We start from the raw sequence: 14,145 nt of genomic DNA, 5'->3' as shown, positions 1-14,145 counted from the left end.
ATGTGTGGTCGCGGGGCGATAGGCTTGGCATAATCACCGCTGATTTCGCCCGGAAGAGAACGCGTGACAGACGATTTTGCAACAGACGGCGCATTAGCGCAGGCCATTACAGGTTTTAACCCCCGAGAGTCTCAGCGCCGAATGGCGGCGGCCATCAGTGAATCTATTGATGCCAAACAACAATTGGTGGTAGAGGCAGGTACCGGTACCGGTAAAACATTTGCCTATTTGGCGCCCGCACTGCGTGCTGATTGCAAAGTGATTATCTCCACAGGTTCGAAAGCGTTACAAGATCAGCTCTATTCGCGTGACTTACCCACGGTAGCGACTGCTCTCAAATACAAAGGGAAGCTGGCCTTATTAAAGGGGCGCTCAAACTATCTTTGTCTGGAACGACTTGAACAGCAATCATTGGCCGGGGGTGAATTAGCCAGTGAGACATTGGTTGATTTGGTTCGTTTGCGTGGCTGGTCAGCCGAAACCATCGATGGTGATATCAGTACCTGTGGCCAGGTGGCTGAGGATAGCTTTGTCTGGCCGTTGGTCACCAGTACCAATGATAACTGTCTGGGTAGTGATTGCCCGCTGTATAAAGATTGTTTTGTGGTCAAAGCCCGCCGTAAGGCGATGGATGCAGATATAGTGGTGGTGAACCACCATCTGTTCTTGGCGGATATGGTGGTGAAAGAGAGCGGTTTTGCCGAACTGATCCCCACCGCAGATGTGATGATTTTCGATGAAGCCCACCAGATCCCCGATATTGCCAGCCAATACTTTGGTCAGCAACTGACCAGTAGACAACTAATGGATTTGGCAAAAGATATTATTATTGCCTATCGCACCGAAGTGCGTGACTCCGCTCAATTGCAAAAAAGCGCCGACCGTCTGACGCAAAGCACGCAAGATTTCCGTCTGGTGCTCGGCGACCCGGGATATCGCGGCAATTTACGTGATGTACTGGAACAACCGGCGATTCAGCGGGCGTTGCTGTTGCTCGATGATGCGCTGGAGTTGTGTTATGACGTGATGAAGCTTTCCCTTGGCCGTTCAGCCATGCTGGATGCTGCTTTTGAACGTGCAACGGTGTATCGCAACCGCCTTAAGCGTTTAAAAGATGTCACTACACCCGGCTACAGCTATTGGTATGAGTGTAATTCACGCCATTTCGTACTGGCGTTGACACCGTTGTCGGTTTCTGATCGTTTTCGTGAGCTGATAGAAGAAAAACCGGGAAGCTGGATTTTTACCTCTGCCACACTGTCGGTTAATGATCAGTTATCACATTTCACCTCAAGGTTGGGGCTAACGAACGCCAAAACGCTACTCCTGCCCAGTCCGTTTGATTACGCCAATCAGGCATTACTCTGTGTGCCACGCAATTTGCCTTCGGCAAATGAACCTGGGGCTGCCCGTAAACTGGCGGTGATGCTAAAGCCACTGATTGATGCCAATAAAGGGCGTTGCTTCTTTTTGTGTACCTCACACCAGATGATGCGTGGTTTAGCCGAAGAGTTCCGCGCCAGCATGACGCTACCTGTTTTGGTGCAAGGCGAAACCAGCAAGGGGCAGTTGCTGGCACAGTTTGTAGCAGCAGGCAATGCACTGCTGGTGGCGACCAGCAGTTTCTGGGAAGGGGTGGATGTGCGGGGCGACGCGTTATCTTGTGTCATCATCGACAAATTGCCGTTTACCTCACCGGATGACCCTTTGTTGAAAGCCCGCATCGAAGATTGCCGTCTACGTGGTGGTGACCCGTTCAATGATGTGCAATTGCCTGATGCCGTTATTACCTTGAAACAAGGTGTGGGGCGTTTGATTCGTGACATCGACGATCGCGGCGTGCTGGTTATCTGTGATAATCGCCTGGTGATGCGCCCTTATGGCGCGATGTTCCTTAATAGTCTCCCGCCAGCACCCCGCACCCGTGATTTGGCGAAAGCCATCGCTTTTCTCAAGCAACGCGATTAAGGGAAAAGCGAGGAGGGGTGTGCTATCATGCGCGCCCTGTATTGAATTCATACTCTTTTCCTGCCGAGGTTGGCATGTCCACGCGAATTTTAGCGATCGATACCGCAACAGAAGCATGTTCTGTTGCATTGTGGAATAACGGCGAAGTTCAGGCGTTGTTTGAGCTTTGTCCACGGGAACACACCCAACGAATATTACCGATGGTGCAGCAAGTACTGGCTGAATCAGGTTTATCACTGACGCAACTCGATGCATTGGCCTTTGGCCGTGGCCCTGGTAGCTTTACAGGTGTCCGTATTGGTATCGGTATTGGTCAGGGATTGGCTCTGGGCGCAGACTTACCAATGATAGGTATTTCCACCTTACAGACCATGGCTCAGGGGGCATTCCGTCTGACAGGCGCGTCTCGCGTATTGGCTGCGATTGATGCCCGCATGGGGGAAGTCTATTGGGGTGAGTTTGAGCGTGACGCACAAGGCGATTGGCTTGGTGAACAGACTGAGGCAGTAATGACGCCGGCACAAGTCTTGGCACACGCGCCATCACTGAGCGGCCATTGGGCCACAGTAGGCACTGGCTGGCAGACGTATCCTGATCTGGTTAGCAGCGATAACGTGGTGCTGGCTGACGGGCAGATGCTACTGCCGCAGGCAGAGGATATGTTGCCACTGGCATTATCATCATGGGCGAACGGGCGGATGGTGAGTGTGGAAAATGCCGAGCCAGTGTATCTGAGAAATGAAGTGACCTGGAAAAAACTGCCAGGCCGTTAGAACTGAACTGCGCCACGGAAATGTGAAAAATTAACGATATAGCAACTTGTCATCCTGTTTAGAGTCTAAAATATTCAGATAGCTATAGATATGATAAGGAGCAGCACACTATGGCGATAAATACGTCAGCAACTCAATCTATAAAGAATAGAAGCCGTAAATGGACGTGTGGCTGGCTAGGATTGGGCGTTTTGCTTCTGTCCGGCTGTGTTACTGTCCCGCCTGCTATTCAGGGTACCACTGCGACGCCGCAGCAAAATCTTAATTTGGTTCGAACCGATCCGAAGGTCTTTATAGGCCAGGAGGCGCGTTTTGGTGGGACCGTCATCAATGTGGCCAACGAAGCGCATCGCACCCGGCTTGAAATTGCCAGCGTACCCTTAGACTCGGGTGCCAGACCTATTTTGGGGGAGCCGTCACAAGGGCGAGTGATAGCCTATGTTAATGGTTTCCTTGAGCCAGTTGATTTTCGTGGTCACCTGGTGACCGTGGTTGGGCCGATTACCGGTGTTGAAGCCGGTAAAATTGGGATGACGCCGTATGACTTTGTGGTGATAAATGCCACAGGTTACAAACGTTGGAATCTTGCACAACAAGTGATGATGCCACCGGCAATGGGCCCGTGGGGTTACCACAACCCTGGGATGTGGGGGCCGGGATGGGGTGGTTGGTACAACCCGGGACCAGCACAGATTCAAACTATTGTTACGGAGTAGGTAGTCTGACCGGTTTCAATTGCTGCCAGATGTTAGGGTGTAATGGCATGAAGGGCGCTGAATTCAGCGCCTTTTTTACGTCGATAAAACATAAAAGATTATATAATCAAAGAGTTATGGTTTTAAATGCTAAAAATCGCCTGTAATATTTTGATTTTATTGAATTTTAATGGGCGGCATTGGCTGCCTTAGTTATTTTTGAGATCTCGGCGCCAGAAAATAGTGACGTATATCCCAACCTCAAAATTGTTTGAAAGCAAACTGGTAAGCTGAGTTAAAATATTGTTAAAGTTCTGGTGTGAATTTGCGTCTTACTCTGGCGATCAATAATAATTTCAGGAGTGCTACCTTGGAAAAAGTATGGCTAAAGCGTTATCCGGCAGATGTCCCCGCAGAGATTGACCCGGATCGCTATTCTTCTTTGGTGGAAATGTTTGAGAACGCCGCACTGCGTTATGCGGACCAACCTGCGTTCATCAATATGGGGGAGGTGATGACCTTCCGTAAGTTGGAAGAGCGTAGCCGTGCTTTCGCCGCCTATCTACAGCAAGGTTTAGGGTTACAAAAAGGTGACCGTGTCGCCTTGATGATGCCCAACTTGCTGCAATATCCCATAGCTTTGTTTGGTATTTTGCGTGCGGGTATGGTGGTGGTGAATGTTAACCCGCTGTATACCCCGCGCGAGTTAGAGCATCAACTGAATGACAGCGGAGCTGTGGCAATCGTTATTGTCTCCAACTTCGCTCACACGCTGGAAAAGATCGTTTTTAAAACCCAAGTCAAACATGTCATCTTAACTCGCATGGGTGATCAGTTGTCGACGGCCAAAGGGACGCTGGTTAATTTCGTGGTGAAATACATCAAGCGACTGGTACCGAAATATTATCTACCAGATGCTATTTCGTTTCGCACTGCGCTGCAAAAAGGTCGCCGTCTGCAATATGTTAAACCGGATATTATCAATACTGACCTGGCATTTTTGCAATATACCGGAGGTACGACGGGGGTGGCGAAAGGCGCAATGCTGACACACCGCAATATGCAGTCGAACCTGGAGCAGGCGAAAGCGGCTTATGCACCTTTGCTGCAACCCGGCCACGAGCTGGTGGTCACGGCACTCCCCCTCTATCACATATTTGCTTTAACCATGAACTGCCTGCTGTTTATTGAGTTAGGTGGGCGCAGTTTATTGATAACCAATCCGCGTGATATTTCGGGAATGGTAAAAGAGCTAAGTCGCTATCCATTCACCGCCATGACGGGTGTAAATACGTTATTTAATGCTTTGTTGAATAATGAAGAGTTCACCAAGTTAGATTTCTCCACACTGCGCCTTTCTGTGGGTGGCGGCATGCCAGTGCAGAAAGCGGTTGCTGAACGATGGGAAAAACTGACTGGGAAACATCTGCTGGAAGGTTATGGTTTGACCGAGTGCTCGCCGTTAGTGACGGGTAATCCTTATGATTTGAAACACTACAGTGGCAGTATTGGTCTGCCTGTCCCTTCTACCGATGTTCGGCTGGTGGATGATGAGGGTAACGAAGTTGGATTGGGCGAACCGGGTGAACTATGGGTGCGTGGTCCGCAAGTTATGTTAGGCTATTGGCAGCGGCCAGAAGCGACGGATGAAGTGCTGAAAGACGGTTGGCTGGCAACTGGCGATATCGCAACCCTTGATGAACAAGGTTTTTTACGTATCGTTGATCGTAAAAAAGATATGATTCTGGTCTCTGGTTTCAACGTCTACCCCAATGAGATTGAAGATGTGGTAGCGTTACATCCGAAAGTGCTGGAATCTGCTGCGGTTGGCGTGCCTAATGAGGTCTCTGGCGAGACGGTAAAACTGTTTGTCGTGAAAAAAGATGCCTCACTGACACCTGAAGAGCTGTTAACCCATTGCCGCCGCTACCTTACAGGGTATAAAGTACCGAAAATAGTAGAGTTCCGCGACGAGTTGCCGAAATCGAATGTCGGCAAAATTTTACGTAGGGAACTGCGTGACGAACAAGTTAAGGCTAAAGGTAGCAACCAAGACGCAGCCTAACTTAACAGCGTCACTCAATCATCATCAACAACGCCGGTCATCGCCGGCGTTGTTGTGTTTGTCATAGACTAACGACCAAGAGAATCACGTTTTGAATTATCAGTTGATCACGACCAATAGTGCGTTGCAGCAGGTCTGCGAACAAGCCCGGACACATGCTCATGTCGCGCTGGATACGGAATTTGTCAGAACGCGCACCTACTATCCTCAGTTGGGCCTGATTCAACTGTATGACGGTGAACAACTTTCACTCATAGACCCCTTGCCCATCACTGAATGGCAACCTTTCAGTGAGCTACTGCAAGATTTGAATGTGGTGAAATATCTGCATGCTGGTAGCGAAGATCTCGAGGTGTTCTTAAATGCCTTTAGCCGGATGCCAACGCCGATGATTGATACTCAGGTATTGGCGGCATTTTCTGGCCGAACCCTGTCTTGCGGTTTTGCCATGCTGGTAAATGAGTTTGAAGGTGTTGAGCTAGATAAAAGTGAATCACGTACCGACTGGATTGCCCGTCCACTCAGTGAAAAACAGTGTGATTATGCCGCCGCTGATGTTTTCTATCTGTTACCTTTGGCAGCTAAATTAGTGGAAGCCACCGAAGCTGCTGGGCGAATGGATGCAGCGATAGATGAATGCCAACTACTGTGTCGCCGTCGCAGTGAAACACTTGACCCTGAGCTGGCCTACCGTGAGATAACCAATGCCTGGCAGTTACGTGGCCATCAGTTGGCATGTTTGCAGAAGCTGGCGGCATGGCGCTTGCGTCAGGCGCGTGAGCGTGATCTGGCGGTTAACTTTGTCGTGCGTGAAGAGAATCTGTGGCAAGTCGCCCGTTATCAGCCAACCTCGCTGGGTGAGTTAGATTCCCTTGGCCTGAGTGGGCAGGAGATTCGCTATCATGGGCGTACCTTGTTGGCGCTGGTGGCTGAGGGGAATGCTGTAACGGAAGAGCAGCTGCCGCAACCGGTAGCTAACCTGATCGACCAACCCGGCTACAAGAAAGTCTTTAAAGATATTAAAGCGTTGATCCAGTCAGTCAGTGAACGTAGTGGACTGAGTAGTGAGTTACTGGCGTCACGTCGTCAAATAAACCAATTACTCAGTTGGCATTGGAAACTAAAATCAACTGACACTCAGCCTGAATTATTAAGTGGCTGGCGGGGCGATTTGTTGTCTACGGAATTGGCTGAGATTTTGAAACAGTATTAATCGATATTCAGAGTGGGGTGGGCTTCACTCTGGGTGTTTCAATTTTAATTCATAAGTACTTTATGACTAATTGAAATAGAGATTAAGATTTTTCTTGTTTCAGTGACAGATATATTGAATAGCACAATGGGCTGGATATATATACAGTTAACTAAATGAAAGTACCCCCTGTAAATAAATACAGGGGGTACTTATTGCGAAGAAATCATTTAGGCGTTTCTTCCGTTTCCGGTAATGTCACGTTAAGTTCAAGTACCGAAATATCATCCCCTTTCTGCTCGAATTGCACATGCAGCATCTCAGGATCGATCTGTATATATTTACAAATAACCGCCAAAATATCGCGTTTCAAGTCAGGCAAATAATGGGGCTCACTGTCCCCACGACGACGCTCAGCGACGATAATTTGCAGCCGTTCCTTGGCTATATTGGCTGTCGGTTTTTTGCGGGACAGAAAAAAGTCTAACAAAGCCATGGTTTATCCCCCAAAAAGGCGTTTCAGGAAGCCCTTCTTCTCTTCTTCGATGAAGCGGAAGGGGCGTTCTTCTCCTAGCAAACGGTCAACGGTATCGTCATAAGCTTTACCGGCATCTGACTCTTTGTCCAGAATCACTGGCTCGCCTTGGTTCGAGGCGCGCAATACAGATTGATCTTCTGGAATAACGCCAACCAGTGGGATCCTCAGAATATCGAGGACATCTTCCATGCTAAGCATATCGCCGCGATTAACACGCCCAGGATTGTAGCGGGTCAACAGCAGATGTTCTTTAATTGGATCCTGGCCATTCTCTGCGCGGCGCGACTTGGAGGACAGTATCCCGAGGATGCGGTCAGAGTCACGAACCGAGGAGACTTCAGGGTTAGTGGTAATAACGGCTTCGTCAGCAAAATAGAGCGCCATCAAAGCGCCGCTTTCGATACCCGCAGGGGAGTCGCATACCACAAACTCGAAATTCATATCGCCAAGATCGTTTAAAATCTTTTCAACACCCTCTTTGGTCAGGGCGTCTTTATCGCGCGTCTGAGAAGCCGGTAAAATGTACAGATTATCTGTACGCTTATCTTTTATTAATGCTTGGTTCAAAGTGGCATCACCTTGAATCACATTAACAAAATCATAAACTACCCGGCGTTCACATCCCATGATCAAGTCTAGATTCCGTAGGCCGATATCGAAATCGATAACGACGGTTTTTTTACCTTTTTGGGCCAAGCCGGTTGCGATAGCCGCGCTTGATGTGGTCTTGCCAACGCCCCCTTTACCCGATGTAACAACAATAATGCGTGCCATGAAATGGATTCCTTGTCAAAAGGGCTTAATTTAAAGGTTGTATAGTTAATGCGTTATCCAGCAGATGCAGACGTGCGGCCTGACCAAAATACTCACGCGGGATCTGGTCACTTAACCAGTACTGCCCCGCGATAGAGACGAGCTCAGCGCCTAAATGTGTGCAAAAAATCTGGCATTGGGCATCCCCGGATGCACCTGCTAGCGCACGGCCTCGCATCATTCCATAGATATGAATATTGCCGTCGGCAATTAATTCAGCACCGGCACTGACACTGCTGATAACAATCAAATCGCAATTACGGGCATAAATCTGTTGGCCGGAACGGACAGGTGTGTTGATGATACGTGTCTTGGTCGGCGCGTTTTCCGGCGGGCTGATAACGGGCTCGGGTGCCATTTTCTGGCCTTTACCCTCACTCAATAACGGCAAACCTGCACGTGCTATCGCCCGTTTTTGACGCTCATCCTGACAACCACTGATGCCAACAATACGCAGACCTGCTGAAGTGACAGCCTGTTGGAGATCTTTCCAGTTAGCACCGTTTGGTAACGTTGCAACGTTAATCACAACAGGGGCGTTTTTCAGGAAAGCGGGGGCTTGATCCACCTTTTCCTGCAATGCCTGACGGATTACCTCCGGTCGTGAATCGTGTAAATGAACGACCGATAGGGTAAAACTACTGCCTTTTAACTCAATTGGCGATTGTGACATCTATCCTGACTCAGTTTCAGCTACGTTTAATCCCCAAAATACCACTCGGGGTACAATATTCTGATGTTCCCAAGCATGTTATAGGTAATATAAAGATAAATCTATCCGTATCAATATATTGAAATCTTAAGGTCATAATGACTTCAATCTGACAAGAAATTACAGCATAACTTCCGCTTATTCGCTAGCCCTGACCTGCCTATATTTGGCGGTTATCACTCCCACCGTTAAATTGTGTATTTTTTCAACAAGCAAACATGCTGATGGCGGGTTTGACGTCGCCCATAAAAGTGACCATTTTTAATCAGAGATGAGTCATTTTTTTATCAGATGAAGTTGTTTTTTATAAAATAGAGTAATGACTCACCATTATTATCACTTTCAAGATGATGAAATAGAGATATTGAGTGTGGTTATTATCGACTTAGTGAAATACCTCACACTATTATTTCAGAGAAATCTCACCCAGTAATCTGTGTATCACCACATTGCCGCTGGCATGGGTAATTAAAGCTGAGTGATAAATGGCACTAATCAGTGCTATTTTTAATGATTCTATATTGAGAATGATAATCATTTTGTGATATTTTGCGGTTTCTGCATCAATCTATCTGAGGAACATCAACGATGAAAAGGAATTTCATCCCACTATCATTTATCTGTGTTATGGCTTTACCTGTTGCATTTACTGCATGGGCTGACTTTGGCTACCACGCCGAAATCCCAAAAGACAGTAAGGTTCCCACCGATTATCTTGAAAAACGTAAGGCGCTTGGATCGGTGGCGCCAAGTGCTGAGTCATGGCAAAAGCAATTGGATGAGGAGAAAGCGCGGATAGATGCCGAAGCGGCAAAACGGGAAAACGAAAAGCAGGCTAAATGCCAACAGCAAGAACATTACCCAGCTCGGCGCGCCGAAAATGATAAACGTCAATATGCTGTATCTGATCCCTGTGCTAGCAGTATAGGCATCAATATCTATTGATATCCCAGGCATCTGAGCCAGGCTAGCGTGTTATAATACTATGCTAACTATACCCGTAATACTTCAAGCTGCATGTGCGTTGGCCGCCTTCTTGTAACTCGAATGATTTAGGGTATATACAGTCTCATTATTGAATTCATCAAATAGAGTCCAAACATGCTGTGTGCTATCTATAGAAGCCCGAAACGGGATCAAACCTACCTATATATTGAAAAGAAAGATGATTTTTCCAGGGTGCCGGCTGAATTACTTACCAGTTTTGGCAAGCCGCAATTTGCGATGCTGCTTTCATTAAATGAACGCAAAACGTTGGCGACAGCGGATGTCGAGAAGGTAAAAAGTGCACTCATTGAGCAGGGTTTTTATCTGCAAGTCCCACCGCCACTCGAAAGTTTGTTGAAAATGCACTTGGGCGATACTAACGTATAACGTTGATTTTCATCAAAACTGCCTACCGTGATGGCATCCATCACAACCCTAAGGTGGATGTCCATGTATCAGCCCCGGTTGATTTTATATTTCCAGCTTCCTCTCTGGTTGTTGTTTTACACAGGAATGCGTCGATGAAATTGTCAATGATTGCAGTTGCTCTGGTGACGCTCATCTCAGTGGGATGTGCCAATAAAAATGCTGCGGCCCCGATTGCGGCACCAACACCAGCAACCGCGCCACCAACCATGCTGGATTCACCACCGGCTGCGGCCAAGAACAGTACTAAAATGACATTATCCCAGCAAGGGCGCGATCCGGCGCAGTTTCCTGCTTATGTCGAACAATTAAAGGCCCAAGCTCGTGCAAAGGGGATCAGCGAGGCTACGCTTGATAAAGCGTTTGCCAATATTCATTTTGTTGACCGAGTCATTCAGTCAGACCGCAATCAGTTAGAAAAGAAAGTCACACTGGATGATTACCTGACCAGAGTTCTGACTGAGGCGAAAGTCGCGCAAGGTAAAGAGATTTATCAGCGCTATCAGCCTCAGTTATCACAAGTTACTGCGCGCTATGGTGTGCCTGAGCGTTACATCGTGGCGCTGTGGGGCATGGAAAGTGGGTTTGGCAAGTTTCAAGGTAAAGAGGATGTCATCTCTGCCTTATCCACCATGGCATTTGAAGGGCGGCGTGAGGCATTCTTCACAAAAGAGCTGATAGCTGCATTGCAAATCATTCAGCAAGGCAAAGTTGATGACCCCGAGTTGAAAGGATCATGGGCTGGTGCGATGGGGCAGAGTCAATTTATGCCTAGCTCTTTCCTGACCTATGGCGCTGACGGGGATGGCGATGGGAAAATTGATATTTGGAATAATATCGATGATGTCTTTGCTTCGACAGCTAACTATCTGTCTACTGAAGGTTGGAAACCGGGTGTTGATTGGGGCCAGGAAGCGACGCTGCCCGAAGGATTTGATATTAAGCTGGCGGGCTTAAAAGACAGCCAAGCCAAAAGCGTCGCCCAATGGCAGCAACTCGGGGTAATGGCGATACCCGGCGGTAACTTTGCCAACTCAGATCTCCGGGCTTGGGTCATCGTACCTGATGATGTGCAAGGGCGGGCGTTTCTGGTTTATGATAATTTTCGTACCATTATGCACTGGAACCGTTCTTACTATTTCGCTATTAGTATTGGTATGATGGCAGATAGCGTAAGTCAATAATGTCTGCGAACACCTAATCGTGGTATGACTTGGTTGTGTCGCTGCGGCAAGAGCCAATCAAGATGTAAATTCAGACAGGATGTTAATTCAGGAGAGGCAGTATGTATCAACATAGAGACTGGCAAGGGGCTTTGCTGGATTTTCCAGTGAGTAAAGTGGTTTGCGTTGGCAGTAACTATGCCGAACATATTAAAGAGATGGGGAGTACTGTGTCAGTTGAACCGGTGCTGTTTATTAAACCTGAAACAGCGCTATGTGATATTCGCCAGCCGGTATCGATCCCGAAAGAGTTCGGTGAGGTTCATCATGAAGTAGAATTAGCCGTTTTGATCGGTACTCCGTTAAAACAAGCCAGTGAAGACCGAGTGGCACGCGCAATCGCCGGTTACGGTGTCGCATTGGATTTGACACTGCGTGAGCTGCAATCTGGCTTGAAAAAGGCTGGTCAGCCGTGGGAGAAATCGAAAGCATTTGACGGTTCTTGTCCGATTTCCGGTTTTATACCGGTGGCGGAGTTTGGTGATGCGCAACAGGCTGACTTATCGCTTATCATTAACGATGAGGTCCGTCAGCAAGGCAACACGCGTGATATGATCACCCCCATCATTCCGCTAATCAGTTACATCAGCCGTTTCTTTACTTTGCGTGCTGGCGATATCATTCTGACGGGCACTCCACAGGGCGTCGGGCCGATGAAATCAGGCGATATGCTGAAAGTTATGCTAAATGGTAAAACGTTGAGTACCCGCATAATCTAAGAGCATCGCTGCCGCTTATGCCATCAGGCTGGGCGGCAACACTTGCATCTGACCGCCAAAGCGTCTATAACGACCCGCTCATTTATTCACACCGGATACCGATATGTCACAACTTCCTTTTTGGCAACAAAAAACACTCGCTGAAATGTCAGATAGTGAATGGGAATCACTGTGCGACGGATGCGGCCAATGTTGCTTGAATAAACTGATTGATGAGGACACGGATGAAATCTATTTCACCAATGTGGCCTGTGATCAGCTCAATCTCAAAACCTGCCAGTGCCGTAATTATGAGCGCCGCTTTGAATTAGAAGAAGACTGCATCAAGTTAACCCGAGAGAATTTGGTAACGTTTGAGTGGTTGCCACCCACCTGTGCTTATCGGATGGTGGGCGAGGGGCGTGGCCTGGCGAGTTGGCATCCACTGTTAGCCGGTTCAAAATCTGCGATGCACGGTGAGCGGATCTCGGTACGCCATATTGCCGTACGTGAGAGCGAGGTTATCGACTGGCAAGACCACATTTTGAATAAACCGCAGTGGGCCAGATAACCATTGATATATATGTAATTTATATTGAAGCCTCTCAGACAACAGATGCCTATTCAGACGCCAGATATGGCATACTAACGCCGAAATTTAACCAAGAAACTTAATAAAATGAAATATTCAACGTTGGCCGCTGTTATCATCGGCATATCTGCTACTTTAGGTAGCATTTCGCACCAGGTTCAGGCCGCTGGGGCCTCATTGATAAATCTTGATTGTAAATTGAAAGAGGGAGGCAGCCTGACCGCAGTGTTAGACGGCCCGAATCAGCAATTGACCATTGATAAATCAGTGTTCCAGTTTGTAAAAGTTAATCCAGAAGGTCAGGGCGAGGCGTTAATATTCCAAAATGCCAACAGCCAGGAGCAAGTTATTGCTTCTCTCAATATTTCCGCGCTGCCAATCCGTTTGGCGGTGGTTGATGGTGAGCAGGCTAATCAGTACATTTGTACCCATACCACAGCTTAACTAGTTTATAATCGAATTAAAATGAGGCTGCCTTATGGTGGCCTTTTTTCGTTGTATGACCATTTATGGCTGTAAATTTGATTAAACCACTGGATGGATTAGTCCTTAGTCGACGCTGAAGTTACCCACAAAGTAGTAATGTGAGTCCTCCATCTGGAGAGTTAAATAGCTTGATTGATAACACCGCGATAGTTTCTGCTTCTGCAATTATTGAGAAGGGTGCGGTGATTGGTGCGAATGTACAGATTGGTCACTTTTGTTACATTGGTTCTCAAGTCACTATTGGTTCCGGCACGGTGCTTAAATCGCATATTGTAATTAATGGTATTACCGAGCTTGGATGTGACAATAATATTGGACAATTTTCCTCTATTGGAGAGGTTAATCAGGATCTTAAGTACCAGGGTGAGCCTACCCAGGTTATCATTGGCGACCGCAATTTGATTCAGCAAAATGTCACGATACACCGTGGCACGGTTCAAGGACACGGTATAACACGTATCGGTAATGACAATAGTCTGATGAATCATGTGCATATTGGCCATGACTGCATTATCGGTAACCACTGCTTATTGGCGTCGAATGTAGGATTAGCCGGACATGTAGAGGTCGATAATTTCGCCATTATCTGCGCGGCCAGTGCTGTGCACCAGTTTTGTGTTATTGGCACCCATGCCTTGGTCAATGAAAGCGCCTGCGTGGTGCAGGATATCCCCCCTTATGTGATTGCGGGGGGTAATCGTGCCGTGCCGGTGGGTATCCGAGCAGCAGGAATGGGGGACGACTGGTTGAACAGTGATGATTGCCAAGCGGTTCAAAACGCCTATCAGCTTATTTACCATACCGGTAAGTTGGTGGCGGATGTCAGTCAGGACATTGAGGTTTTGGCCAGAGAATGGCAAATACTTCAGTCTTATAAATCTTTTTTCTCTCGCTCAGCGCGCGGGATCATCCGTTAATGCACTGTCATCCAAAAGAAATGGCACCCTGAGGTGCCATTGTCAGATAAAGATATGTTT

15 protein-coding genes are annotated in these 14,145 nt (G+C 47.7%); 12 read left to right on the top strand and 3 right to left on the bottom strand.

Features of this window, described 5'->3' with window-relative positions:
* Positions 1-63 precede the first annotated feature (63 nt).
* The 5 genes from V1953_RS10920 to rnd all read left to right on the top strand — a co-directional run bounded on the left by V1953_RS10920 (position 64) and on the right by rnd (position 6,714).
* Positions 64-1,968: an ATP-dependent DNA helicase gene (locus tag V1953_RS10920; protein WP_102970416.1), complete on the top strand. Its 1,905-nt coding sequence runs from the start codon at positions 64-66 to the stop codon at positions 1,966-1,968.
* 74 nt (positions 1,969-2,042) lie between these two features.
* Positions 2,043-2,741 carry a tRNA (adenosine(37)-N6)-threonylcarbamoyltransferase complex dimerization subunit type 1 TsaB gene (gene tsaB / locus V1953_RS10915; RefSeq protein WP_083163669.1) on the top strand — a complete coding sequence of 233 codons (699 nt, stop codon included), beginning with the start codon at positions 2,043-2,045 and terminating at the stop codon, positions 2,739-2,741.
* A gap of 110 nt (positions 2,742-2,851) precedes the next feature.
* Positions 2,852-3,457, top strand: coding sequence for a Slp family lipoprotein (locus V1953_RS10910; protein ID WP_083158989.1), 606 nt, complete (start codon positions 2,852-2,854; stop codon positions 3,455-3,457).
* Between the two features lie 349 nt (positions 3,458-3,806).
* On the top strand, positions 3,807-5,501 hold the full coding sequence (gene fadD, locus V1953_RS10905; protein WP_083158988.1) for a long-chain-fatty-acid--CoA ligase FadD: 1,695 nt from the start codon (positions 3,807-3,809) through the stop codon (positions 5,499-5,501).
* Positions 5,502-5,592: 91 nt separating this feature from the next.
* On the top strand, positions 5,593-6,714 hold the full coding sequence (gene rnd, locus V1953_RS10900; protein WP_083158987.1) for a ribonuclease D: 1,122 nt from the start codon (positions 5,593-5,595) through the stop codon (positions 6,712-6,714).
* A 205-nt stretch (positions 6,715-6,919) separates the two neighbouring features.
* Here rnd and minE read toward each other — a convergent pair whose 3' ends face one another.
* From minE to minC, 3 genes are read right to left on the bottom strand one after another with little or no spacing between them, the layout of a single operon-like run.
* Positions 6,920-7,189, bottom strand: coding sequence for a cell division topological specificity factor MinE (gene minE, locus V1953_RS10895; RefSeq protein WP_002211180.1), 270 nt, complete (start codon positions 7,187-7,189; stop codon positions 6,920-6,922).
* A 3-nt stretch (positions 7,190-7,192) separates the two neighbouring features.
* Positions 7,193-8,005 carry a septum site-determining protein MinD gene (gene minD, locus V1953_RS10890; protein ID WP_005190923.1) on the bottom strand — a complete coding sequence of 271 codons (813 nt, stop codon included), beginning with the start codon at positions 8,003-8,005 and terminating at the stop codon, positions 7,193-7,195.
* 25 nt (positions 8,006-8,030) lie between these two features.
* Positions 8,031-8,717 carry a septum site-determining protein MinC gene (minC, locus tag V1953_RS10885; RefSeq protein WP_083158986.1) on the bottom strand — a complete coding sequence of 229 codons (687 nt, stop codon included), beginning with the start codon at positions 8,715-8,717 and terminating at the stop codon, positions 8,031-8,033.
* 627 nt (positions 8,718-9,344) lie between these two features.
* Between minC and V1953_RS10880 the strand changes: the two genes are divergently transcribed.
* From V1953_RS10880 to lpxA, 7 genes are all read left to right on the top strand, one after another.
* On the top strand, positions 9,345-9,701 hold the full coding sequence (locus V1953_RS10880; protein WP_372569133.1) for a hypothetical protein: 357 nt from the start codon (positions 9,345-9,347) through the stop codon (positions 9,699-9,701).
* Between the two features lie 156 nt (positions 9,702-9,857).
* Positions 9,858-10,130, top strand: a complete 273-nt coding sequence (locus V1953_RS10875) for a YcgL domain-containing protein (RefSeq protein WP_372558932.1) — start codon at positions 9,858-9,860, stop codon at positions 10,128-10,130.
* 134 nt (positions 10,131-10,264) lie between these two features.
* Positions 10,265-11,353, top strand: a complete 1,089-nt coding sequence (locus V1953_RS10870; protein ID WP_193784667.1) for a lytic murein transglycosylase — start codon at positions 10,265-10,267, stop codon at positions 11,351-11,353.
* 101 nt (positions 11,354-11,454) lie between these two features.
* Positions 11,455-12,111, top strand: a complete 657-nt coding sequence (locus tag V1953_RS10865; RefSeq protein ID WP_083158983.1) for a fumarylacetoacetate hydrolase family protein — start codon at positions 11,455-11,457, stop codon at positions 12,109-12,111.
* A 103-nt stretch (positions 12,112-12,214) separates the two neighbouring features.
* Complete coding sequence (locus tag V1953_RS10860; protein ID WP_005190942.1) at positions 12,215-12,661, top strand: YcgN family cysteine cluster protein; 447 nt, start codon at positions 12,215-12,217, stop codon at positions 12,659-12,661.
* 108 nt (positions 12,662-12,769) lie between these two features.
* The gene (locus V1953_RS10855; protein ID WP_083158982.1) at positions 12,770-13,126 is read left to right on the top strand and encodes a hypothetical protein; all 357 of its coding nucleotides are present in this window, start codon (positions 12,770-12,772) and stop codon (positions 13,124-13,126) included.
* A gap of 170 nt (positions 13,127-13,296) precedes the next feature.
* Positions 13,297-14,085 (top strand): acyl-ACP--UDP-N-acetylglucosamine O-acyltransferase, encoded by a 789-nt coding sequence (gene lpxA / locus V1953_RS10850; RefSeq protein ID WP_372569880.1) that lies wholly within the window; start codon positions 13,297-13,299, stop codon positions 14,083-14,085.
* The last annotated feature ends 60 nt before the right edge of the window (positions 14,086-14,145 follow it).

The sequence above is a fragment of the Yersinia sp. 2541 StPb PI genome, from assembly GCF_052217145.1.
Taxonomy (GTDB): Bacteria; Pseudomonadota; Gammaproteobacteria; order Enterobacterales; family Enterobacteriaceae; genus Yersinia; species Yersinia enterocolitica_E.
The sequence above is the reverse complement of the archived record's forward strand: the minus strand, read 5'-3'. Positions and strand labels throughout refer to the sequence as shown.